A 22,454-nucleotide genomic window follows, 5' to 3' on the forward strand; every position below is an offset into this window, starting at 1 on the left:
CGGGTGGCGAAGCTCCCGGCCCTGGGCGGAGTCCCGGTTGTCACCGCTTCGGGGGCCAGGTGGCAGAGCCCCCGGTTGTCACCACTTCGGGTCCGGGTGGCGAGGCCCCCGGCCCCGGGTAGAGCCCCGGTTCTCACCGCGCTAGCTCAGGCCGCCGTGAACGGCACCGTGTGCCAGCCCGTCGCCCCGTCCGGAACCGGGTCCGCGGTCCGGTCGGTCTGCGTATAGCCGGACTGGTCCGTCGCCCGCACCGTCACCGTGTGGCTGCCCGGCGGCACCGCCACCTCGGCCCACCACATCCGCCAGGTGTCCTTGCTGACCTCGGCCGAAAGCGTCGCCGGGGTCCACGCGCCCTGGTCCACCCGCACTTCGACCTTCGCGATCCCGACGTGCTGCGCCCACGCCGTCCCCGCCACCCGGACCTTGCCCGCGCGCACCGACGTCCCGTTGCCCGGTGCGTCGATCCGCGATTCGGTCTTGATCGGGGCCTGCTCCGCCCAGCCGCGCTGCAGCCAGTACGCCTGCCGCGCGTCCCAGGTCGTGAACTCCAGGTCGGTGACCCATTTGGTCGCCGAGACGTAGCCGTACAGCCCGGGGATCACGATCCGCGCCGGGAACCCGTGCTCGACCGGCAGCGCCTCGCCGTTCATGCCGATCGCGAGCATCGCGCCGCGTGCCGGGTCCAGCGCGACGTTGGCCGGGGTGCCGCAGGTGAACCCGTCGACGCTGGTCGCGTACATCTGCTGCGCGCCCTGCTTCACGCCCGCCGCGTCCAGCAGGTCGACGAGGTCTACGCCGATGAAGTTCGCGGTGGAGATCAGCTCGCCGCCGACCTCGTTGGAGACGCAGGTGAGCGTCACGGTCCGTTCCACCAGCGGGCGGTTCCGGATGTCCGCGTAGGAGAAGCTCACCTCGCGGTCGACCATGCCGTGGATCTTCAACGCCCAGTCCTCGGCCCGCACCTGCGGCACGACGAACGCGGTGTCGATCCGGTAGAAGCTCCCGTTCGGCGTGATGAACGGCGGCGACCCGAGCTTGTGGAAATCCGCGTCCGGCGGCAGCGGCGGCGCCTTCCGGGCAGCGACCAGCGGCCCGATCGAAGCCCGCGAGCCAGCCGCGCTGCCAGTGGTCGAAACGACCTCGCCGACAATCGCCGCTACCCCGGCACCAGCCGCGATTCCCACGCCGCGCTGCAACACCTGACGACGGCTTAGTCCTTGCCGCAGTTCGGTTTCCGGCGGCAGCGCACGCTTGTGCAGCCAGCTGAACACCAGCAACGAAGCGCCCAGCGCCAGCACCGGAGCCAGCAACGCCAGCTGTCCGACATCCGTGCGCTCGAACACGGCGAAGATCCCGAACGCCCCGACCACGACCACCAGCAGCTGACCGGGCAGCGGACGGCTGCGCGAAAGCTGTCCGGCGAGCACCGCGAAAGCCAGCAGCACCACGGCGAGACCGATCTTGAGCACGGTCTTGTCGGCGGTCCCGATCGTCTGTTCCGCCCACACCACGACGGGGTGCGGACTGTGCGCGATCACGAAGTCCGCGACCGCCACGAACGGCGACGCGTTGTACCCGACAAATCCGGCGACCAGATGTCCCACGCCCAGCGCGACGGCCAGCGAGACCAGTCCGATGAACGTCGCGATGCCCAGCGACAGCCGCGGCCGGGCGGTCGGCGGGGCTTCTTTCAACGCACTCACCCCACCATCTTCGGCGGGTCCGGCCGGATCTGGCCCGTTCAAAGCGCTTACGGGTTGCTTACCGCAGCGCCGCGCGCAGCCGTTCTTCCTCGACGCGCCAGTACCCGTGCTCGACCCCGTCGATCAGGATCACCGGCACCTGGTCGCCGTACTCGGCCTGCCATTCCGGGTCGCTGTCGACGTCCGCGGTCTCCCACGGCACACCCAGCTCGTCGCAAATCCGCGCGACGTCCGCCTCGGCCACGTCGCACAGGTGGCATCCCTCGCGGCTCATCACGGTCACTTTGTGCACAGCGTCAGCGTAGCTTCAGCCGCCGCAGCTTCCCGGTCGCCGAATGCGGCAGCGTCTCGGCGAACTCGACCGTGTGCGGCACCTTGTACCCGGCGAGATGCGCCGTGCACTGGTCCACCACCTGCTGCTCCGACAACGCCGCGCCTTCGGCAGGCACCACGACCGCCTTCACCGCTTCGCCGCTTCGCTCGTCGACCACGCCCACGACGGCGGCCTCGACCACCTCGGGCAGCCGCGAGATCACTTCCTCGACCTCGTGCGGGAAGACGTTGAAGCCGTTGACGATGATCAAGTCGTTGGCCCGGTCGACCAGGTGCAGGTCGCCGTCGGAATCGAGATAGCCGACGTCTCCGGTCCGGAACCAGCCCTCGGCGTCCGGTCCGTGCGCGCCGTCCGGCCAGTACCCGGAGAACAGGTTCTCCCCGCGCACCGACACCAGCCCGGTGCTGCCGCCGGCCTCGAAGACGTCGTCCGGCTCTTCCGGATCGAGCGGCAAGTCGTCGGCCGACCCGTCCGACTCCACCAGCCGCAGCTCGATCCCGGGCAGCGGCCGTCCGACCGATCCGGGCTTCGGATAGCCGGTGACCAGCGTGGAAGTCACCACCGGCGCGCATTCGGTGAGGCCGTAGCCCTCGTACACGTCAAGCCCGGTGGCCTCGCGGATCGCCGCGAGCACCTTCGGATGCAACGGCGCGGCACCGGACGTCAGCCGCTTCACGGTCGCCAGCCCGCGGCTCAGTTCCTCGGTGTCGAGCGAGGCGAATTCGTTGTACATCGCGGGCACGCCGGTGATCGCCGTGACGCGATGTTCGGCGCAGTCTTCGAGCGTCCGCCGGGCTTCGAAGCGCTCCGACAGGACCAGCGTCGCCCCGACCGCGGTCGCCATGAGCAGCCCCGGGCCGAGGCCGTAGACGTGGAAGAGCGGGATCGACACCAGCACCCGGTCGTCGTGCTCCGTCACTCCGTCCACTTGGGACAGTTGAGTGAGGTTCGCCAGCAACGCCCGGTGCGACAACAGCACTCCGCGCGGCGGGCCGGTCGTGCCGGAGGTGTACGAAATGACCGCGATGTCCTCGCCGGAACGGCCGTGGTCGACCGGGTCGCCCGCCTCGTCGCTGCGCGGCGGCAGGCCGGTGATGCCTTCGGGCAGTTCGGCGTCGTCGCGCTGCACTACGCGTTTCGCGCCGCAGTGCTCCAGCAGCCGCTCAAGTTCGGGCGCGGGGGCTTGTGGCGACAAGGGCACGGCGATTCCGCCCGCGCGCAGCACCGCGAACAGGGCGACCGCGAAGTCAGCCGACGTCGGGAGCCGCAGCACCACCGGGTCGCCCGGCGCGACGCCGGCGGAGACCAGCCGACGTGCCTGCGCGTGCGCGGCTTCGTCCAGCTGTCGCCAGGTCAGCGTGCTGCCCGTGCCCGTCTCGGTGATCGCCGTGCGCTCCGGCCAGCGGCTGGCCGCATCGGCGAGCAGGCCGGCGACACCGTGGGCGGTGCTGATCCGGTCCACCCCCACCCCTCTCGTTCCGTTGCGGATTCGTCATCTTGTCACCCGTAATGGGGATGCCGCGCGATCGTCGCACCTCTGCCTGACCGGGACACTACCTACTTCGCGGTAACAACACGTATGCTGCACTGCGTCGCCGGGTGGCGTTGATCACTACCGGGTGACCCGACCAAGGGAGTCGTCGTGCCGAAGCTGCCGGTCCACGAGGAAGTGGGACACGCGCCGCGGCACGCCTTCGCGCCCTCGGGACCGCGCCCGGCAGCACCAGGGACAGCCGGAGGTGCCGCTCGATGACCCGTCCGATCACCCTGTCCGCGCCCGCACACCCCGGGCCGGTCGCGATGTTCGCCGACCGCGTGTTCGGCTCGTCCGCGGCCGCCGTGCCGCTGCCCAAGGCGGACGCCGAACCGGATCCCGCCGAGGTCGCCAAGGCCGAGGCGTGGGACCTGGTGCGGTCCGCGCAGGCAGGCGACTCCTCCGCGTTCGGCCAGCTCTACGACCGGTACGTCGACGTCGTCTACCGCTACGCGCTCTTCCGCCTCGGCGACCGCGACCTGGCCGAGGACGTCACCAGCGAGACGTTCCTGCGCGCGCTGCGCCGGATCACGTCGGTGAGCTACCAGGGCCGCGACGTCGGCGCGTGGTTCGTCACCATCGCCCGCAACCTGATCCTCGACCACGTGAAGTCCAGCCGGTTCCGGCTCGAGGTCGTCACCGACGAGGTCGCTGAACCGGGTGGAGTGCCCGGCGGACCGGTCGGTCCGGCGGCCCAGGCCGGGCCCGAACAGCAGGCAATCGCGGGCGCGACCCGCGCCGAACTGCTCCGGTGTGTCGCCGAACTCGGCGACGACCAGCGCGAATGCATCGTGCTGCGGTTCCTGCAGGGGCTCTCGGTCGCCGAGACCGCCCAGATCATGGACCGCAACGAGGGCGCGGTGAAGGCGCTGCAGCACCGCGCGGTCCGGCGGCTCGCGCAGCTGCTGCCCACCGGCCTGCGTTGATCGTTCAACGATCGGCCGTAACTTTTTCGGCTTCTTAATCGTTTCTCACGCAGACCGGCGGTCAGGGCCGGGCGTTGGGTGGAGACGGAGCAGCACCGTGGGCGTGCCCGGGTGGTTTTCGCGTGGTCGGACCGAGAGCGAGCGGTTCGACGACGCGATCAATGCTTCCCCCGGACACCGGCCGGACGAGTTCGCCGAGGAGCTGGCCCTCGTCGGCGCGCTGCGCGAACTGGGCCAAGCGGGCGATCCCGACCCAGCCACCCGAGCCCGGATCCGAGCCGAGATCGAAGGCCGCATCGGCGAACCCCTCCCCCGGCGACGGTGGCGGCCGCGAACGGCCGACCTCGCCGCCGCGGGCATCGCGCTGATCCTCGGCCTGGGCGGGCTCACCCTGCTGCTTTCGCGAGACGCCCTGCCCGGAGACGCGCTGTACAGCGTGAAGCGAGCCGGCGAAGTCACGTCGCTCGGGTTGACCTTCGGCGACGAAGCGAAGGCCGAGAAGCACCTGAAGTTCGCCGCGAACCGCGTCACCGAACTAGGCCAGATGAGCGACGCCAGCCCGGCGGCGTACCAAACCGCCCTGGGCGATTTCCGCAGTGACGTCCGCGCTGGCGTGGCCGAACTCACCGAGCTGGCGACCACGAACGGCAGCCGCACCCGGCTGACGTCGCTCGAATCGTGGGCGCAGAGCCAGTCGCGGCAACTGGAATCGGAACAGGCCGACGTCCCGGCGTCCGCGCGCGAGGATTTCGATCAGGCCCGCGTCCTGCTGGACCGGGTACAGCAGCGGTCGTCCGCGCTGGGTTCCCGGCTGAGCTGCTACCAGATCACCACCGGCACCACCGACGAACTGGGCCTCCTCCCGGCGCGCGGCGCGTGCACCCAGCAACCGCTGTCGCCCGGCGGCTCCACGCCGAGCAGCCCGTCGCAGGTTCCCGGGACGAGCGTCCCGTCGACGGACTCGCCGTTGCCGGTGCGCTCGGTGTCCTCGCCGACGCTCAGCAACCCGAGCACGCCGACCCCGACTCCGACGTCGACGGAGGTTCCGCACACCGCGACCCCGCCGAGCGTCCCGCCGCCGATCACCGCGCCCACGCCGCCCCGGATCCCGACCCGGCCCGCGCCCCCGCCGGTCGTCTCGATCCCGCCGCTGCTGCCCGGACTCCCGCCGATCGTCATCGGCTGACGCGACGTTCGCCACTCCCCCTCGCCATGATCAGGAGAACCGGGCAACCCCTGTCCGAGGCACGGGCCACATCTCCAACGGGTGAGTCGCGCGGTCGCTACCCTGTCCTGCAGGACCCGGTCGGCCTCGTCCGCCGGGACGTGCCCGAACCTGGAGGCGGTGTGCGTGTCAGCTTGGCGTGGCAAGGATAAGAGTCAGGAACTCGAGCGGCTCGCCACGCTCGCCGGCGAGGCGTCGGCCGAGGCCGCCTCGTCCTCGGCGCAGCTGGCGACGTCGGTTCCGCCCGCGCCGCCGGACCTCACCGCGGGCGCCTTCTTCGACGTGGACAACACGATGATGATGGGCGCGTCGATCTTCTACTTCGCCCGAGGCCTGGCCGCGCGCAAGTTCTTCACCTCCGCCGACCTCGCCGGTTTCGTGTGGGACCAGGTCAAATTCCGCATCGGCGGGCGCGAGAACAAGGCCGACATCAAGACCCACCGCGAGCGCGCGCTGTCCTTTGTGGCCGGTCGCACGGTCGAGGAGCTCACCACGATGAGCGAGGAAATCTACGACGAGCTGATGGCGGACAAGATCTGGTCCGGCACCCGCGCGCTCGCGCAGATGCACCTCGACGCGGGCCAGCGGGTGTGGCTCGTCACCGCGACACCGATCGAACTCGCCGCGATCATCTCCCGACGGCTCGGCCTGACCGGCGCGCTCGGCACCGTCGCGGAAACCAAGGACGGCGTCTACACCGGACGCTTGGTCGGCGACATGCTGCACGGCCGCGCGAAGGCCCACGCGGTCCGCGCGCTCGCGTCGCGGGAAGGTCTGAACCTCAAGCGCTGCACGGCTTATTCGGATTCGCAGAACGACGTGCCGATGCTGTCGGTCGTCGGAACCGCGGTGGCGGTGAACCCGGACAGCGGCCTGCGCGACGTCGCCCGTGCTCGCGGCTGGGAGATCCGCGACTTCCGCACCGGCCGCAAGGCCGCCCGCATCGGCGTCCCGTCGGTGATCGGCGCGGGCGCGGTCGCGGGGGCGGTCGCCGCGGGAATGGCGTACCGCCGCCGCTGAGGCCGGGTCAGTCCAGCACCGCGGTCGCCTCTACCTCGACCAACAGGTCCGGTTCGGCCAGGAACGCCACGCCGATCCCCGTCAACGGGGCCTGGATGGCGACGCCCAGCTTCTTCTCCGCACGCTGCACGCCCTCGACGAACTTGCCCATCTTCTCCGGCGACCACTCGACGAAATACACCGTCAGCCGCGCGACGTCCGCGAACGTGGCACCCACCTCGGCCAGCGCCGCGGCGACGTTCAGGTAAGCCTGCTCGACCTGCGCGGCCAGATCCCCTTCGCCGACGTGCCCGCCGTCCGCGGTCCGCGCCACCTGCCCGGCGAGGTACACCGTCCGAGAGCCGGTCGCGACGGACACCTGGCGGTAGAGGCCGACCTGCGGCAGCGAGGCCGGGTTGACCAGGGTGACGGCCATGTTTCCTCCTGAAGCCGTGAAAGATCTTCGGTGCTTCAAACATAGCATTGCAATGCTATAGAATGCCGTCATGGCGAGGGCGAAGGATCCGGCAGTGCGCACCTTGCTGCTCGAACGGGCAGCGCAGTTGCTCCGCACCCGCGAACCGCTCACCCTGCGCTCGCTCGTCGCCGGGACCGGAGTGTCGACGATGGCCGTCTACACGCACTTCGACAACATGGACGGCCTGTGGAAAGCCTTGCGCCAGGAGGGTTTCACCCGCCTCGCGCACCGGATGGCCGAGGTCCGCCCGTCCGCCGATCCAGTGCGCGACCACGCCGCGCTGATCTCCGCGTACCTCGGCAACGCGCTCGACCACCCCGACCTGTACCGCGTGATGTTCGACGCGAACTTCGAACTGGAAGACGCCCAAGCCGCCGACGACACCCTCGAATACCTGGTGCAAGCCGCCGCCCGAGGCCGCGACACCGGCCGGTACCGCGAAGGCCTCGACGCGCTCGAACTCGCCACGCAAAGCTGGGCCGTCGCGCACGGCCTGGTCTCGCTGGTCGCCAACGGTCCCTTGCCGCGCACCACCCTCGACCACGGCGCGCCCCTGCTGACGGCGCTGTTCGTCAGCGTCGGCGACGAACCCCGGCGCTGCGAACGCTCAGTGCGGCGCGGCTGGCACCTGCCCGGCTGAAGCTCAGCCGCGGAAAACGCTGCGCCGCTGGGAAAGCCTGCGGTACAGCGAGTGCTGGATCGACTCCCGCACCTGGTCGGTGAGCGTGAACACCAGCATCGGATCGTCGACCGCGTCCGGGCCGTAGTCGTCGGTGCGGATCGGCTCGCCGAACTCGATGGTCCACTTCGTCGGCAGCGGCACCGCGCCGAGCGGGCCCAGCAGCGGGAAGAACGGCGTCACCGGGAAGTACGGCAGCCCGAACAGCCGCGCCAGCACCTTCAGCTCGCCGATCTTCGGATACGTCTCCTCGGCGCCGACCACCGACACCGGGATGATCGGCACGCCCGCGCGCATCGCCGCGGACACGAACCCGCCGCGGCCGAAGCGCTGCAGCTTGTACCGCGCGGAAAACGGCTTCCCGACGCCCTTGAACCCTTCCGGCCACACGCCGACGAGTTCGCCGTTGGTCAGCAGGCGTTCGGCGTCGGCGTTGCAGGCGAGCGTCTGGCCGGACTTGCGCGCGAACGACCCCACCAGCGGCAGCTTGAACACCAGGTCCGCGCCGAGGCCGCGCAGATGCCGTCCGCCGGTCTCGTCGTGCACCGCGACCGCGGTCATCAGCGCGTCGAGCGGCAAGGTGCCGGAGTGGTTGGACACCAGCAGCGCGCCACCGGCCGTCGGCAGGTTCTCGACGCCGAATGTGTCGACGCGGAACCACTTCTCGTACAGCGCGCGCAACGGCGGCAGCACGAGCGTCTCGGTGAGCTCGGCGTCGAAACCGAACTCGTCCACCGCGTAGTCGCCGGTGAGCCGGTGGCGCAGGAAGGTGAGCGCGCTCCGGACCGACTCCGACAGCGGATCGGCCGCGGGTTCGCGCACCGGACCGGACGGCTGCGCCGGGAACTCGACGACCGGAGCGTCCGCGCGCTCCTGCGCCTGCTCCGGCACCTCGGCCGGTTTCTCCCGGCCGGGTCCATGCAGCGGGATGACCTGTGCCTCAGCACCATTCACGGGATTCGCCTCACTTCCGGCCCTCGTCGCGTGGCTCATCGGCGCGCCTGCCCGGTGGCGGCGGCCTCGAGCACCTTCCCGGCCAGCCCGGCCAGTGCGCCGCCGTCGAGCACCGGGCGCAGGCCGCGGCCTGCCACGTAATCGTCGAACGCCTCGCGGGTGGTCCAGCGGGGCGTGTACCCGAATTCCTTCTTGAGCTTCGTGATGTCGACCGCGCGGCCGAAGTTCAGCAGCCGCACCTGGTCGGCGGAGAAATCGACCAGCCGGGCCCCGCGCAGCAGCTTGCCGACCGAGGGCACGACGCCGCGCGGCATCGGCAGCCCGACCCGACCCGCCCGGCGGATCGCCTGCGACAGCGTCAGCACGCCCTCGGAGGCGACGTTGAACACGCCCGGCCGGTCTTCCAGCGTCGCCATTTCGAGCACTGACAGCGCGTCTGAACCGTGCAGCAGCTGCAGCCGGGAGTCGTACCCGAAAACCGTCGGCACGACCGGCAGCGAGAAGTACCGGGCCAGCACGGTGTCGACCTCGGGGCCGATGATGTTCGCGAACCGCAGCAGCGTGATGGTCAGGTCCGGGCGGCGGCGGGCGAGGCCGCGCACGTAGCCCTCCATCTCCACCGCGTCCTTCGCGTAGCCGCTGGACGACGGCGGGATCAGCTCCGAATCCTCGGTGAACACCGCCTGCGAACGCGCGCCCGCGCCGTACACCGCCGCGCTGGACTTCACCACGAGCTTGCGCACCTTCGGCGCGCGCTGGCACGCGGCGAGCAGCCGCATGGTGCCGATGACGTTGACTTCCTTGACCGCCGCGCGCCGGCTCGGCCCGGCCGGATGCGCGGTGCACGAGGTGTGCACGACGGTGTCCACCTCGGCGCTGCTGATCACCTTCGCGATGAGCGGATTGCGGATGTCGGCGCGCACGAACTCGGCGCGGCCCATCCGCTGTTGGACGTCCTTGGCGGGCGGGGCGGTGTCGACGCCGATCACCCGCTCGAGATCCGGATGCGCGCCGAGCCTGGCGAGCAGCTTCCCGCCGAGGTCGCCGGCGACTCCGGTGACGAGCACGATGTTCGAGGCCATGGAACTCCCTGATCGGCAGCAGTGTGCAAGACAGAGTGATCGCTCGGGGTGCGCGAACCTGCACTCGCTGGAAGCATCGCGCTGATGCGCCCGCCATGTTACCGGCCACAGGCGCCCTTCTGACCAGGGCTTACCTGGTATTTACGAGGGACGTCCGGATTGCGATCCGCGCCTCACTCGATCGGGCGCACTCGGGCCCGAACATGAGTGTGGCCCGTCCAGAGACTGGACGGGCCACGAAACCTCAACCGCGCGGACGGCTCACTTGCCGGCCTTGCGCCGCTGCACGCGCGTGCGGCGCAGCAACTTGCGGTGCTTCTTCTTGGACATGCGCTTGCGGCGCTTCTTGATTACGGAACCCATGGGCGCTCCTCTTGTCGTCGGTCACGCTGCCCGGCGCAGCGTCCAACGGGTGGAGCGCACAGGCACGAGCGGTTTACCAGGCTACTAGCGTCCCGGCGCGGGTCGGTCGGCGGGCATGGTTTGACGCATGCCCGGCGACCCCCCGGACCCCGCCCCGCCGCCGCCCTCAACGGAGCGGCGAGGCCGCGCGGTGCCCTATCCGACGTCGAAGTAAGCACCCTGCAGATACTCGTGCACCGCTTTTTCCGGCACCCGGAAGGACTTCCCGACTCTGACCGCGGGAAGTTCGCCCGAATGCACCAGGCGGTACACGGTCATCTTCGAGACCCGCATCAGCGTGGCCACTTCGGCGACTGTCAAAAACTGGACCTGCCCTACCGCGGGCAAATCCTCCCTCTTGTTCGGCGACATGTTTACCGCGTCCTTCGACACGTGTCGCGCCACGAGGCTTCCCCACCTGTGGTATCGACACGCACGTGCTCTTCCGAGGGTAGCGGGACAGGTGGGACTAGTGCGACGCCTGTCACCAGGATGGGCCCTCACCTGGGCCTTCGCTTAGCCCGGACGGCGCAGCGATGTCCGGTTTGCCAGATTCAGCCGATCGCCTCGCCGCATCGGCGACGCCGAACGGACCAGCGGACCCGCCTCGGTCAGTGCTCGTGGGCGCGGCCCAGCTCCTCCGAGCGGTCGCGGGCGGCCTCGATCGCGTCGAGCAGCGCCGCGCGCACGCCGTGCTTCTCGAGTTCGCGGATCGCGTTGATGGTCGTCCCGGCCGGGGACGTCACCGCCTCGCGCAGCAGCACCGGGTGGTCCTGGCCCTCGGCGAGCATCTTCGCCGCGCCGACCGCCGACTGGATGATCAGCTGCCCGGCCAGCGCGCGCGGCAGGCCGAGCAGGATGCCCGCGTCGATCATGGCCTCGACCAGGTAGAAGAAGTACGCCGGACCGGATCCGGACAGCGCGGTGACCGCGTCCTGCTGCCGCTCCGGCACCTCGACGACCTGGCCGACGTGCGAGAGCAGTTCCTTGACCGTCGCGAGGTGCGCCGGCGTCGCGTGCTTGCCGGGTGAGATCGCGCTCATCGCCTCGCCGACCAGCATCGGGGTGTTCGGCATCACGCGGACCACCGGGACGCCCTCGGCGAGACGGCGCTCGTACAGCGCGGTCGGCAGTCCCGCGCACAGCGAGACGACCAGCGACGAGGTCCCGAGCAGCGGGGCCAGCTCGTCCAGCACCGGCTCGATGTCCTGCGGCTTCACCGCGACCACGAGGATGTCCGCCTGCCGGGCAGCGTCCGCGACGGTCGCCGCCTTCATGCCCGGGTAGCGCGCTTCCAGCTCGCGCGCCCGCTCCTCGTAGCGCTCGGTGAAGAGCAGGTCGCCTGGCGCGTGCCCGCCGTTGAGCAGGCCCGACAGCAGGGCTTCGCCGATCTTTCCCGCACCCAGCACCGCGATCACACTCATGGCGTTCAGCGTGCCAAACGCGGCTCAGCCGCCCGGTGCCGGGGCGAGCGCCAGTTGCCGCACCTGCGCGACGAGGCGGCCCTGTGCGTCCACGACGGTGGCGTCCGAGTCGAACCACGGCTCGTGCACCGACCGCGCTTCGACGAGGATCCGCAGCCAGCCCGGGGCCGGGCGGGTGCGCACCAGCGACGTCAGCTGGACGGTCGGGGCCCAGCCGTGCCTGCCGAGGTTCGCCACCACCGGCGGGTTGAGGTCGCCCGCCAGAAGCGCGAAGTACACGTCGGGCTGGCCCGCGCGCGGACGGGCCCACATCCGCAGCCGAGGCGGATCGCCGGTGCGTCCGGACGCGAACCCCGCGGTCGCCGGATCCAGCCGCACGTCGCAGGCGGCGGACAGGTGGAACGGGCCTTCCGGAGTGTCCTTGCCGAGCTGCAACGCGCTGGACGGCGGTTCGGCGGGCATCTGCGGCAGGTCCGTCCATTCGGAACGGCGCATCGGCAGCCGGCCGACCGTGACCCGCGCCTCGACGCAAGCCCGGCCGCGCTGTTCGAGCGAGACCGCGACCACCGAAACGCGGCGGCCGACCTTGCGCACGTCGGTCCGCAGCAACACCGGGCCGAGCGCAGGCGCGTGCAGGAATTCGGTGCTCACCGCGAGCGGGTCGACGGTCGCGTCCCCGCGCTCGTGCAACGCGGAGGCGGCGGTTTTCGCCAGCAATGCCACCAAAAACCCGCCGTGCGGATGGACCGCGATCGCCCATTCCGAACGCAACGTCGCGGTGAACGTGCCGTCCCCGAGCGACCGGACTGCGATGGCCGCGTCGAAAGCGGTCGCGGTGTCGTCGGCCGCGCTCACGGACGACCGGCCACGGCGATACGGCGCGTGGAACCGGGTCCGGGGAAGACTGGAAACGGCGATGGCAGCGAGGTCACGCCCGCACTTTACGGTGCCCGGCCGCCTTTGCGAGCCGAGCCGGGCAGGGACCGCCCGGACAGCCGAGCAAGATCACCCGCGGATCGCGGCCCGAGTTGCGGCCGGGGCGGTATCCGCGGATCACTGCCCCAGATGCAACCGGGCGAACAGCAACGCCTCCGCCAACGCCCGAGCCCGCGACGCCGCCCCAGTCGCGTGCCGGGTGTTGACCTCGAGCACCACCTGACCGGAAAAGCCGTCACTGACCAGCTTTTCCAACAATTCCGCACAAGGCTGCCCGCCATGCCCCGGAATCAGATGCTCGTCCTTCGGAATTCCGGTCCCATCCGCCAAATGGACATGGCTCAGCCCCGCCCCCATCCGGTCCGCCAGCGCCAGCGCGTCCATCCGCGCCGCCGCCGAATGGGACAGGTCCAGAGTGTAGTGCCGGAATCCGACGTCCGTGGGGTCGATCGACGGCCGGAATGCCGACACCCGAGCGTCGCGCGAGCCGCCGGGCGGGCGGACCTTGAACATGTTCTCCACCGCGACGTCCACGCCGCTGGCGTCCTCCAGCTCGTCCACGAGATCGCCGAACGCGTCGCCGTAGCGGCGCTGCCAGCGAAACGGCGGGTGCACCACGACCGTGCGCGCGCCGAGTTCCAGCGCGGCGTCCACGGACCGGCGCAGCCGCACCTCGGGATCCGGCGACCAGATCCGCTGCGTGATCAGCAGCGACGGCGAATGCACCGACAGCACCGGCATTCCGGTGCGCCGCGACCAGCGCCGGATCGCCGAAACGTCCTGGCTGATCGGATCGGCCCAGACCATGACCTCGACGCCGTCGTAGCCGAGGTCCGCGGCCAGCTCGAACGCCGCGCCCGCGCGCAGCGGCCACACCGAGGCAGTGCTCAAACCCACGGGGACGGGCGCGCTCTCACTCACGCGCCCATCCTGCCCCAGCGTCCTTGGCGGCGGGTTACTTGGCCACCAGCAACAGCGCCGCGGGCGACACCGTCACCACCAGCCCGACGAGAATCGCCAGCAGCGTCGTCTGCAGGTCCTCGGCGCGGCGGATCTTCCGCACGATCCACACCAGCGCGACGATCACCAGCAGCGCGCCGACGAGCGCGGCGGGCGCGAGGTTGACCCACAGCCAGTTGAAGCCGAGCCACACGGCGGCCCCGCCGACGACGCCCAGCGCGAGCTGTCCGGCCAGCGTCAGCCACTGCTTGCCCGCGGACACCTCGGGTTCCGGCTCAGCCTCCGGAACGTCCTCGGCGACGGCTTCTTCGGGGTAGTCGTCGTACTCGTCGCCTTCGGCGTAGCCCTCGGCGTGTTCGTAGCCTTCGGCCTGCTCGTACCCGTAGCCGTCGTCGCCCTCGAAGTCCGGCTGGCCGTCGGGATAGCCCGACGGCTCGGCGAACTCGCGCTCGTACTCGGCCAGGTCGTCGTCGACCGCGTCCTTGCCGCCCGGCGCGAACGGCATCGGCGCCGGGTAGCCCGCGGTCGGCGGGCCCGCGTCGTAATCCGCCGCGGCGGGCGGGTATTCGTCCTCGTAACCGTCGTCGACGTAGTCGTCCTCGGCGTATTCCGCAGCCGGTTCCGGCTCCGCACCCGCTGGCGGAACGACCGGCATCACGCCGACCTCGGTGTCCTCCAGCTGCTCCGCCTCACGGCGCTGACGCCAGCCGGCGAGACCCGCCGGCGGCGCGTCTTCGGAGACGCCCTCGGCGGGCAGGCCGTCGACCGCGTCGAACTGCTCGGTGTGCGGCTCCTGCTTCGGAGCCGGACGGCGGGCCGGAGCACGCCGCGGCCGGTTGGGAGGAGCGGCCGGAGCGCCGGGGGCCGGGAACGCGCCGCTCGCCATCGGCGTCGCGGGGGGTTCCGGGGCATCGCCGTCGAGGCCGTCGAGCCGGGCCGCCAGGCCGCCGTCCGGCGGGGGCGGCGGAACCTGCGGCGGCTGCGGAGCCGGACGGCGGCGGATCGGCGGCACCGCGCCGCGCGTTTCCTCGCCGCCTGCCTGCGGACGCGGCGGACGGCCGCGCGGCGGAACCGGCATCTGCCCGGATTCCTGCGGCGGCGCGGGCGGACGCACGAAACCCGAGTCCTGCGGGGCGGCGGGACGCAGGTAGCCGGTGCCCTGCGGGCCAGGACCGGCCGCGGGCGGCGCGGGGCGGGCGAACTGGCCCGACTCCTGCGGCGGCGCGGGCGGGCGCACGTAGGCCGAATCCTGCTGGCCGTTGCCCGGGCGCGGGTACTGGCCGGATTCCTGCGGAGGAGCCGGAGGACGCACGTAGGCCGAGTCCTGCTGCCCGTTCACCGGGTACTGCCCCGACTCCTGCGGAGCCGGGTACTGGCCGGAGGGCTGCTGCCCGTTCGCCGGGTACGGCCCGGAGTCCTGCGGCGCGGGGTACGGCCCCGAAGGCTGCTGGCCGGGACGCGGGTACTGGCCCGACTCCTGCGGGGCCTGCGGCGCGGGCCGCGGAGCCGCGTCCGGACGGCGGCGGCCGCCCGGGGGACGCGAAGGAGGCGGCGGAGTGCCGCCCTCCGAGGCCACCCGGTCGATGATCGCCTGCGGTCCGGTGTCGGTCAGGCTCGAGCGCCGCGGGGCGGCCTCGTCCTCGTCATCGGCCGCCCTGCGCCTGCGTCGCCGTCCGCCGTCGACCTGCTGCCCGTGCTGGGCGAGCAGTTCGGCCACGGTCTTCTGGGGCTGGTCGCCGCCGGTCTGGTCCGTCATACCGTGCTGTCCAAAGCGCGCTCGGGGTTGGTTGTGGTCACTCGGGCACACCTGCCTCCGGAGCCGCGCGCAATCGACACCGTGCAGTGCATGTCCGTCACCTCTTCACCGTGCCTGGTCTTCGTCGGCCAAGTCCAGTCCGCTGCTGTCACCGGTCCTCCCCGCTCGCCGAAACGCCGGAGACGGCGGTACCAGTTTCGTCCGACCCATTGGCGTGGTCCAACCGCCGCAGGATGACACCCTCTCGCAGCGCCCAGGGGCAAATCTCCAACTCGGTGAGGGAGAGCGCCCGCATCGCGGCCTGCGCCACCAGTGCGCCCGCCACGAGCTGGTGCGACCGGCTCCCGCTGACGCCTTCCAGCTGTGCCAGATCCGCGGCGGTCATCCGCGAAATGAAGGCGATGAGCTGGCGAAGGGCAGTGTCGGTGAGCGTACGGCGCACGCGGGGGCCCGCCGCCGAGGGGGCCGCGCCGGTCAGCCGGGCGAGCGAACGGAAGGTCTTGGAGGTGGCCACGACACGGTCCGGCAGACCCTGTCCGGCGACCTTCTTCGCGAGCCCGGCGAGCTGGTCCTCGAGCCAGGCCGACGTCGCGACGACCTCGGAGCGGGTCGGCGGGTCGTTGCGGAAGCGCGTGCGGGTGGTGCGGCCCGCGCCGAGCGGGAGCGATTCGGCGAGTTCGGGTTCCTCGTCGCGGCCCATCGCGACCTCGAACGACCCGCCGCCGATGTCCAGCACCAGCAGTTTCCCGGCCGACCAGCCGTACCAGCGGCGCACCGCGAGGAAGGTGAGCCGCGCCTCGTCCGCGCCGGACAGAACGCGCAGGTTGACGCCGGTTTCGGCGGTGACCCTGGCCAGCACCTTCGCCGAGTTCTTCGCCTCGCGCACCGCGGACGTCGCGAACGCCAGCACGTCCTCGCAGCCGAGCCGCACGGCCGCGGCCTTGGCCGATTCGACCGCCCGGACCAGGCCGTCCTCGCCGGGACGGCTCAGCTCTCCGGAGCCGGTGAGCTGTTCGGCCAGCCGCAGCATCGTTTTCTCGGAGTGCATCGGGGTCGGGTGGGCGCCACGGTGGGCGTCGACCACGAGCAAGTGGACGGTGTTGGAACCGACGTCGAGTACCCCTAGGCGCACGAGGATTCAGCGTACCGGTCCCAGTGCCAGGTCTCGAAACTGTAACCAACTCCACTCAGATCGACACCAACTCAGCGTGCGCGACCCAGCACGGTATGCGCTGAAACCCGGACAAAAGCCGTGAAGGACTCCTTGAGGGAATCTGATTCCCTCAAGGAGTCCTTCACGGACCGAACTCCCCGACCTCACCCGGCGGACCCCTCAACCCGCCGGGGAAACCGCTCAGGTCTCGAACTTGTAGCCGAGCCCGCGCACGGTCACCAGGTGCCGCGGCGAACCCGGGTCCGGCTCGATCTTCGAGCGGAGCCGCTTCACGTGGACGTCGAGGGTCTTGGTGTCGCCGACGTAGTCAGCGCCCCACACCCGGTCGATCAGCTGGCCGCGGGTCAGCACCCGGCCGACGTTGCGCAGCAGGTACTCCAGCAGGTCGAACTCCTTGAGCGGCAACGAAACCTCGCCGCCGTCCACCGTCACCACGTGCCGTTCGACGTCCATGCGCACCGGTCCGGCCGACAGCACCAGCGGAGCGAGTTCGCCGTCGGTGCCCGGCTCGCCGCCGCGACGCAGCACCGCGCGCACCCGCGCGATCAGCTCGCGCGCGGAGTACGGCTTGGTCACGTAGTCGTCGGCGCCGAGTTCCAGCCCGACGACCTTGTCGATCTCGCTGTCGCGCGCGGTCACCATGATCACCGGCACCGCGGAGCGCTGCCGCAGCTGCTTGCAGACGTCGGTGCCGCTCATCCCGGGCAGCATCAGGTCGAGCAGCACGATGTCGGCGCCGTTGCGGTCGAACTCCTCGAGCGCCTGCTGGCCGGTCACCGCGACCGCCGCGGTGAAACCCTCCTTGCGCAGCAAGAAGGCGAGCGGGTCGGCGAAGGACTCTTCGTCCTCGACTATGAGAACCCTCGTCACAGGTTTCCTCCATGGTCTGGGCTGGAGACTTCCTGCCCGGTTGCCACGAGCCGGGGTGTCCGCTCGGGGGTCTTGTCCGGCCGCGCGGGCGCGGCCTTGCGTGCGGTGTCGGCGGGTTCGGTGCGCACGTGCGCGGGGATGCGCAAGGTGAACGTCGACCCGGTGCCGGGACGGCTCCACAGGCCGACCGAACCGCCGTGGTTGGCCGCGACGTGTTTCACGATCGCCAGTCCGAGACCGGTGCCGCCGGTGGCGCGCGAACGCGCCTTGTCCGCGCGGTAGAAGCGCTCGAACACGCGCTGCTGCTCGTCCTCGGCGATGCCGATGCCGCGGTCGGTCACCGCGATCTCGACCATGCCGTCGGCCAGCCGGCGCGAGATCGACACCGGGCTGCCCGCCGACGAGTACGCGACGGCGTTCTCCAGCAGGTTCGACAGCGCGGTGACCAGCAGCGTCCGGTCGCCCTCGATGAGAAGGCTGCTCGGCGCGTCGGTGGTGATGGTGATTTCGGCGGATTCCGCGGACAGCGTGGTGCGCCCGAGCGCCTCGCGCACGACGGCGTCGACCTCGACCACGTTGAGGTCCGGCAGCCGTTCGGCGCCCTGGAGGCGCGACAGCGCGATCAGTTCGGTGACGAGCTGGCCGAGCCGGGTGGACTCGCGGAGGATCTTGCCGCCGAAGCGGCGGACCTCCTCGACGTCCTCGGCGGCGTCCAGCACAGCCTCGGTGAGCAGCGCGATCGCGCCGACCGGAGTCTTCAGCTCGTGGCTGACGTTGGCGACGAAGTCGCGGCGCACGGCCTCCAGCCGGATCGCCTCGGAGTGGTCGACGGCCTCGACGACGGTGAACCCGTCGCCGAGCGGCCGGACCTCGCCGAGCACCGCCTCGGGCTGGCGGCGGCCCCGGCTCTCCAGCGGCGAAAGGTCGACTTCCATCGGCTCGTCGGTCTCGACCACCTGCTCGGCGGCCTTGCGCGCCCGAGGGTCGGCCTGGTTCACCCGAACCAGGCCGAGCTCGTACGCCCGGGGGTTGTGCAGCACGAGGTCGCCGAACCGGTTGAGCACGATGACGCCGTTGTTGGAGGAGCGGATCAGCCGTTCGAGCAGCTCCGCGACGGTCGGGCCGGTAGGCCGGGCCGCCTCGCGCCGGGCTCGGGCCCGTGCCGCGAGGAAGCCGGCGACCGCGCCGACGACAAGAGCGCCGATGGCCGTCAGCAGGACAACAGGCGTGGTCACGGGGGAATCGTAAGCATCCCGGTAGCCTTCCGGCCTAGTCCTGGAAGCCCTGTCGTGAGGCGAGTGACACCTGAGGGGTACATATTCGCCTCGGGGTCAGGCCCTGTTCACCCGATCGAGATGTTCCGGCAAATCCGACCCGCTTAGCGTTCAGCGCGCGTCGAGGGCGTCAAGGGTCTTGAGGTCCTCGTCGGTCAGCTTCAGCGCCGCCGCGGCGACGTTCTGCTCCAGGTGAGCGGGGTCACCCGTACCGGGGATCGCCAGTACGTGCGGACCCTGCGCGAGCGTCCACGCCAACCGCACCTGAGCGTCCGACACCTCGTGCCGGCGCGCAACCTCGGCCACCAGTTCACTCTCGTCGGACTGTCCACTCGCGACCGCGAAGAACGGCACGAACGCCACGCCCCGCTCGCCGCACAGCCGCAGCAGTTCGTCGTCCTCGCGGCGGGCGGACAGCCCGTACTGGTTCTGCACGCACACCACCGGCGCGATCGCCTGCGCCTCGGCGAGGTGCTCCGCGCCGACGTTGGAAATCCCCAGCTCGCCGATCAGCCCCTCGGTGCGCAGTTCGGCCAGCGCGCCGAAGTGCTCGGCGAGCGAGCCGGTGCCGCGGTCGAGGCCGGTGCCGATCCGCAGGTTGACGACGTCGATGCGGTCGCGGCCGAGTTCGCGCAGGTTCTGCTCGACCTGGCCGCGCAGCTCGTCGGGACGGGCGAACGGCCGGAACTGGCCGGATTCGTCCCGCGAGGGGCCGACCTTGGTGGTCAGCACGAGATCGTCGCCGTACGGGGCGAGCGCGGCCTTGATCAGGGCGTTGGCCGACCAGGTGGCTCCGAAGTAGAACGCCGCGGTGTCGATGTGGTTCACGCCCAGCTCTACGGCCCGGCGGAGCACGGAAATCGCGCGGTCGGCGTCGATCGGCGCGGTCGGGTCGAGCGAGCCGCCGAGCCGCATCGAGCCGAAACCGAGCCGGTTGACGGTGCGGGAGCCGAGCTGCCAGGTGCCCGCGGCAGCGGCGGGAAGGGTCGTTTCGGTCATGTCTCCAGCCTGCTTCGCGGCCGATCCCGGCGGCGGGTTTGGCAGCAAGCTGCCACCGCGAGGACACTGGGTGCCGTGCCCCGAGTCGAGGACATCGCGAACGTGCGCGACGAGTACGAACTGGCGGAGCGCGCCGGACACCTGCTCGCCGGAGCCGACGACTTCGCCTGCGCCGCGAACGGCCTGCGCACCTGGTCCGCCATGCAGAAGTTCGCCGAGGAACAGCCGCGGCGGCCGAAGCTGCGGGTGCGCAAGGTCTACCTGTCGCGGGTGCTGCTCGACTCGGACAGCGCCGACCACCTGCAGAGCCTGCGCCGGCTCGGCGCGGAAGTGCGGATCAGCGACCACGAGATCAACGAGACGATCCTGCTCGACGGCCGCGTCGCCATCCTCGCCGCCGGGCCGGGCTACAGCGTCGTGAGCAAACCGGATCTGGTGCGCGGGATCTCGTCGCTGTTCGAGGCCGCCTGGCGCTCGTCGACCGCCATGGAGGCGTACGAGACGCGGTTCGCCGAATTGCGCCAGTACACGCCGCAGCTGCTCGACCTGCTGTCTTCCGGCTCCACGGACGAAAAGGCGGCCCGGGAGATGGGAGTCGGGCTGCGGACGTACCGTCGGCGGGTGGCCGAATTGATGGATGTACTGGGTGCGACGTCGCGGTTCCAAGCGGGTGCTCTCGCGCGGGAGGCGGGCCTGCTGTGAGGCGCGCTGTCCTCGCCGCGGCCCTGCTCACCGCCGGTTGCAGCGGAGCTGTGTCCCAGCAACCCGCACCGCCCGCGCCGCCGCCCGCTCCCGCGAATGTGGCCTATGTGGACGCCAAGGCGACCAGCGACGCGGTGTCCGGCATCAAAAAGGCCGTGGAGACCGCGTTCAGCTACGACTCCACGAAGCCGGACGAGGTCGCGAAAACCGAGCAGGAGTACCTCACCGGCGCGGCCCGCGCGCAGTTCGACAAGACCTTCGCCGAGGTCCGCACCGAGCCGGTGAGCACGCAGACGCAGGTGATGGAAACCGGCCTGGCCGAGCTGACCCCGGACCACGCACGGATGCTGATCGCTGCCACGCAGCACAGCAAGCGGCCCGACGGAGCCGCGAACCAGGCGGGCGCGCTCATGCTGGTCACCGCGGTCCGGACGAACGGGCACTGGCTGCTGCAGGACTTGAACTTCGACCCGCGCGGCCCGATCGCCTCGGCCGCCGCTCCGGCGAAAGGCCTTGCCGCTACTAGGGATTCCGCGGTCGAGGCGGCTCGCCGGGACGGCGGGGTCCTGATGACCATCGACCCGCAGAACATCGACGGGAATTACGCGGCCTGGGAGAACGTGGCCGCCGAGCCGCTGCTGACGGAGTTCCGCAAGAGCCGCCAGGAGACCGTGGACCGCATCAAGCAGACCGGGAAGAAGGCGAGCTACGGCCCGGATTCGACGGCCGCGCTGACCGAACTCAGCCCGGACGGCACGCACGCGTCGGCGGTGCTGGCCGCGCTGCTGACGACGAGCGGCGGCCAGAACCCTGGCGAAAACCGGCTGCCGGTGCACCTCGACCTCGTCCGGCAGGGCAACGAGTGGAAGGTGACCGGGATGAAGGCGATCACCGCTGGGGGCTCGTAAGCGGCAATCCCGGCTCTAACCGGCGCCGCCACTCACGACACCCCACGCAACCCTGCCGACCGCCTGCCCATCGCGAGCGGCAATCCCGACCAGAGCCGGCACCAACACTCACGACACCCCACGCAACCACCGGGGCCAGACCGCCGCCAAGAGGCCAGACTGCCGCCTGCTCGTGAGTGGCAACCCCGGTTCTCACCGGCATCAGCACTCACGAGCCGAGCGAGCAGCGGGGGCTCAGCGGCCCTGGTTCGCGACCGCGGCGGCGGCTTCCTTCGCCGCCTCCGGGTCCAGGTACTCGCCGCCCGCCTTGACCGGCTTGAGGTCCGGCGTCAGGTCGTAGCGCAGCGGGATCCCGGTCGGGATGTTCAGCGCGGCGATGGCGTCGTCGGAAATCCCGTCGAGGTGCTTCACCAGCGCGCGCAGCGAGTTGCCGTGCGCGGCCACCAGCACCGTGCGGCCTGCCTGCAGGTCGGGGACGATCGCCGACTCCCAGTACGGCAGCAGCCGGGCCACGACGTCCTTCAGGCATTCCGTCAGCGGGGCCTGGTCGCCGAGGTCGGCGTAGCGCGCGTCGCCGGCCTGGCTGAACTCGTCCTTCGGGTCGATGGCGGGCGGCGGCGTGTCGTACGAGCGGCGCCAGAGCATGAACTGCTCCTCGCCGAACTCGTCCAGCGTCTGCTTCTTGTTCTTGCCCTGCAGCGCGCCGTAGTGCCGCTCGTTGAGCCGCCAGTCGCGCTTGACCGGGATCCAGTGCCGGTCGGCGGCGTCGAGGGCGATGTTCGCCGTGCTGATCGCCCGGCGCAGCAGCGACGTGTGCACCACGTCCGGCAGCAGCCCCGACTCGGCGAGCAGCTGCCCGCCCTGGCGGGCTTCGCGCTCGCCGGTCTCCGACAGGGGCACGTCCACCCAGCCGGTGAACAGGTTTTCCGCGTTCCACGTGCTCTGTCCGTGCCGCAGCAGCACCAGGGTCCCAAGTTCGGCCATGGCCATCAGCCTGCCAGAACGCGTCCGCGCTGCCAGTAGTGCGTCCACCCCTCTACCCAGAGTGCGTTACCCCGCAGTAACGCCTTCACCCGACGCGCAGGTGGGTTGCCGACAAGCAGGCCAAAGAGTGCAAGGCGCTGCACACCGTTAT

General features: G+C 71.0%; 23 protein-coding genes. 6 read left to right on the top strand and 17 right to left on the bottom strand.

Features of this window, described 5'->3' with window-relative positions; genetic code table 11:
* Nucleotides 1-146 precede the first annotated feature (146 nt).
* The 3 genes from ACZ7OI_RS43305 to ACZ7OI_RS43315 are packed head-to-tail and all read right to left on the bottom strand — an operon-like array spanning nt 147 to nt 3,505.
* A complete protein-coding gene (locus tag ACZ7OI_RS43305) occupies nt 147-1,703 on the bottom strand; it encodes a molybdopterin-dependent oxidoreductase (RefSeq protein ID WP_470269911.1) in 1,557 nt (518 codons plus the stop codon).
* A gap of 58 nt (nt 1,704-1,761) precedes the next feature.
* A complete protein-coding gene (locus ACZ7OI_RS43310) occupies nt 1,762-1,977 on the bottom strand; it encodes a glutaredoxin family protein (RefSeq protein ID WP_470229253.1) in 216 nt (71 codons plus the stop codon).
* Nucleotides 1,978-1,999: 22 nt separating this feature from the next.
* Nucleotides 2,000-3,505 (bottom strand): AMP-binding protein, encoded by a 1,506-nt coding sequence (locus ACZ7OI_RS43315; RefSeq protein WP_470269912.1) that lies wholly within the window; start codon nt 3,503-3,505, stop codon nt 2,000-2,002.
* Nucleotides 3,506-3,786: 281 nt separating this feature from the next.
* On the opposite strand from ACZ7OI_RS43315, the gene ACZ7OI_RS43320 reads away from it, so the two are divergent.
* The 3 genes from ACZ7OI_RS43320 (at nt 3,787) to ACZ7OI_RS43330 (ending at nt 6,742) form a co-directional block, all read left to right on the top strand.
* Nucleotides 3,787-4,497 (top strand): sigma-70 family RNA polymerase sigma factor, encoded by a 711-nt coding sequence (locus ACZ7OI_RS43320; protein ID WP_470269913.1) that lies wholly within the window; start codon nt 3,787-3,789, stop codon nt 4,495-4,497.
* A gap of 97 nt (nt 4,498-4,594) precedes the next feature.
* Nucleotides 4,595-5,683 carry a DUF5667 domain-containing protein gene (locus tag ACZ7OI_RS43325; protein ID WP_470269914.1) on the top strand — a complete coding sequence of 363 codons (1,089 nt, stop codon included), beginning with the start codon at nt 4,595-4,597 and terminating at the stop codon, nt 5,681-5,683.
* 150 nt (nt 5,684-5,833) lie between these two features.
* A complete protein-coding gene (locus ACZ7OI_RS43330) occupies nt 5,834-6,742 on the top strand; it encodes an HAD family hydrolase (RefSeq protein WP_344288310.1) in 909 nt (302 codons plus the stop codon).
* A 7-nt stretch (nt 6,743-6,749) separates the two neighbouring features.
* On the opposite strand, the gene ACZ7OI_RS43335 is transcribed toward ACZ7OI_RS43330, so the two are convergent.
* Complete coding sequence (locus ACZ7OI_RS43335) at nt 6,750-7,157, bottom strand: RidA family protein (RefSeq protein ID WP_470269915.1); 408 nt, start codon at nt 7,155-7,157, stop codon at nt 6,750-6,752.
* Between the two features lie 70 nt (nt 7,158-7,227).
* On the opposite strand from ACZ7OI_RS43335, the gene ACZ7OI_RS43340 reads away from it, so the two are divergent.
* Complete coding sequence (locus ACZ7OI_RS43340; protein ID WP_470269916.1) at nt 7,228-7,839, top strand: TetR/AcrR family transcriptional regulator; 612 nt, start codon at nt 7,228-7,230, stop codon at nt 7,837-7,839.
* Nucleotides 7,840-7,842: 3 nt separating this feature from the next.
* On the opposite strand, the gene ACZ7OI_RS43345 is transcribed toward ACZ7OI_RS43340, so the two are convergent.
* The 12 genes from ACZ7OI_RS43345 to ACZ7OI_RS43400 form a co-directional block, all read right to left on the bottom strand.
* Nucleotides 7,843-8,871 carry a lysophospholipid acyltransferase family protein gene (locus ACZ7OI_RS43345; RefSeq protein WP_470269917.1) on the bottom strand — a complete coding sequence of 343 codons (1,029 nt, stop codon included), beginning with the start codon at nt 8,869-8,871 and terminating at the stop codon, nt 7,843-7,845.
* Nucleotides 8,868-9,914 carry an NAD-dependent epimerase/dehydratase family protein gene (locus ACZ7OI_RS43350; protein ID WP_470269918.1) on the bottom strand — a complete coding sequence of 349 codons (1,047 nt, stop codon included), beginning with the start codon at nt 9,912-9,914 and terminating at the stop codon, nt 8,868-8,870. The genes ACZ7OI_RS43345 and ACZ7OI_RS43350 overlap by 4 nt, the downstream gene beginning before the upstream one ends.
* Nucleotides 9,915-10,175: 261 nt before the next feature.
* Nucleotides 10,176-10,277 carry a 30S ribosomal protein bS22 gene (locus tag ACZ7OI_RS43355; RefSeq protein WP_007030867.1) on the bottom strand — a complete coding sequence of 34 codons (102 nt, stop codon included), beginning with the start codon at nt 10,275-10,277 and terminating at the stop codon, nt 10,176-10,178.
* Between the two features lie 195 nt (nt 10,278-10,472).
* Entirely contained in the window at nt 10,473-10,688 is a 216-nt protein-coding gene (locus ACZ7OI_RS43360) for a helix-turn-helix domain-containing protein (protein ID WP_033291067.1), read from the bottom strand.
* A gap of 239 nt (nt 10,689-10,927) precedes the next feature.
* Entirely contained in the window at nt 10,928-11,740 is an 813-nt protein-coding gene (gene proC / locus ACZ7OI_RS43365; RefSeq protein ID WP_470269919.1) for a pyrroline-5-carboxylate reductase, read from the bottom strand.
* Between the two features lie 24 nt (nt 11,741-11,764).
* Entirely contained in the window at nt 11,765-12,595 is an 831-nt protein-coding gene (locus ACZ7OI_RS43370) for a thioesterase family protein (RefSeq protein WP_470269920.1), read from the bottom strand.
* A gap of 198 nt (nt 12,596-12,793) precedes the next feature.
* Nucleotides 12,794-13,597 (bottom strand): sugar phosphate isomerase/epimerase family protein, encoded by an 804-nt coding sequence (locus tag ACZ7OI_RS43375; protein ID WP_116206086.1) that lies wholly within the window; start codon nt 13,595-13,597, stop codon nt 12,794-12,796.
* Between the two features lie 34 nt (nt 13,598-13,631).
* Nucleotides 13,632-15,392: a hypothetical protein gene (locus ACZ7OI_RS43380; protein WP_470269921.1), complete on the bottom strand. Its 1,761-nt coding sequence runs from the start codon at nt 15,390-15,392 to the stop codon at nt 13,632-13,634.
* Nucleotides 15,393-15,540: 148 nt separating this feature from the next.
* On the bottom strand, nt 15,541-16,524 hold the full coding sequence (locus ACZ7OI_RS43385) for a Ppx/GppA phosphatase family protein (RefSeq protein WP_470269922.1): 984 nt from the start codon (nt 16,522-16,524) through the stop codon (nt 15,541-15,543).
* Nucleotides 16,525-16,746: 222 nt separating this feature from the next.
* Nucleotides 16,747-17,436: a response regulator transcription factor gene (locus tag ACZ7OI_RS43390; protein ID WP_344288160.1), complete on the bottom strand. Its 690-nt coding sequence runs from the start codon at nt 17,434-17,436 to the stop codon at nt 16,747-16,749.
* Nucleotides 17,433-18,671 carry a sensor histidine kinase gene (locus ACZ7OI_RS43395; RefSeq protein WP_470269923.1) on the bottom strand — a complete coding sequence of 413 codons (1,239 nt, stop codon included), beginning with the start codon at nt 18,669-18,671 and terminating at the stop codon, nt 17,433-17,435. The genes ACZ7OI_RS43390 and ACZ7OI_RS43395 overlap by 4 nt, the downstream gene beginning before the upstream one ends.
* Nucleotides 18,672-18,821: 150 nt before the next feature.
* Nucleotides 18,822-19,709 carry an oxidoreductase gene (locus ACZ7OI_RS43400; RefSeq protein WP_470269924.1) on the bottom strand — a complete coding sequence of 296 codons (888 nt, stop codon included), beginning with the start codon at nt 19,707-19,709 and terminating at the stop codon, nt 18,822-18,824.
* A gap of 75 nt (nt 19,710-19,784) precedes the next feature.
* Here ACZ7OI_RS43400 and ACZ7OI_RS43405 point away from each other — a divergent pair, with 75 nt between their 5' ends.
* Nucleotides 19,785-20,411 carry a DNA-binding response regulator gene (locus ACZ7OI_RS43405; protein ID WP_470269925.1) on the top strand — a complete coding sequence of 209 codons (627 nt, stop codon included), beginning with the start codon at nt 19,785-19,787 and terminating at the stop codon, nt 20,409-20,411.
* The gene (locus ACZ7OI_RS43410; protein WP_470269926.1) at nt 20,408-21,319 is read left to right on the top strand and encodes a hypothetical protein; all 912 of its coding nucleotides are present in this window, start codon (nt 20,408-20,410) and stop codon (nt 21,317-21,319) included. The genes ACZ7OI_RS43405 and ACZ7OI_RS43410 overlap by 4 nt, the downstream gene beginning before the upstream one ends.
* Nucleotides 21,320-21,553: 234 nt before the next feature.
* Here ACZ7OI_RS43410 and ACZ7OI_RS43415 read toward each other — a convergent pair whose 3' ends face one another.
* Nucleotides 21,554-22,303 (bottom strand): phosphoglyceromutase, encoded by a 750-nt coding sequence (locus ACZ7OI_RS43415; protein ID WP_370932338.1) that lies wholly within the window; start codon nt 22,301-22,303, stop codon nt 21,554-21,556.
* Nucleotides 22,304-22,454 lie beyond the last annotated feature (151 nt).

This window comes from Amycolatopsis sp. NPDC114503 (assembly GCF_055633655.1).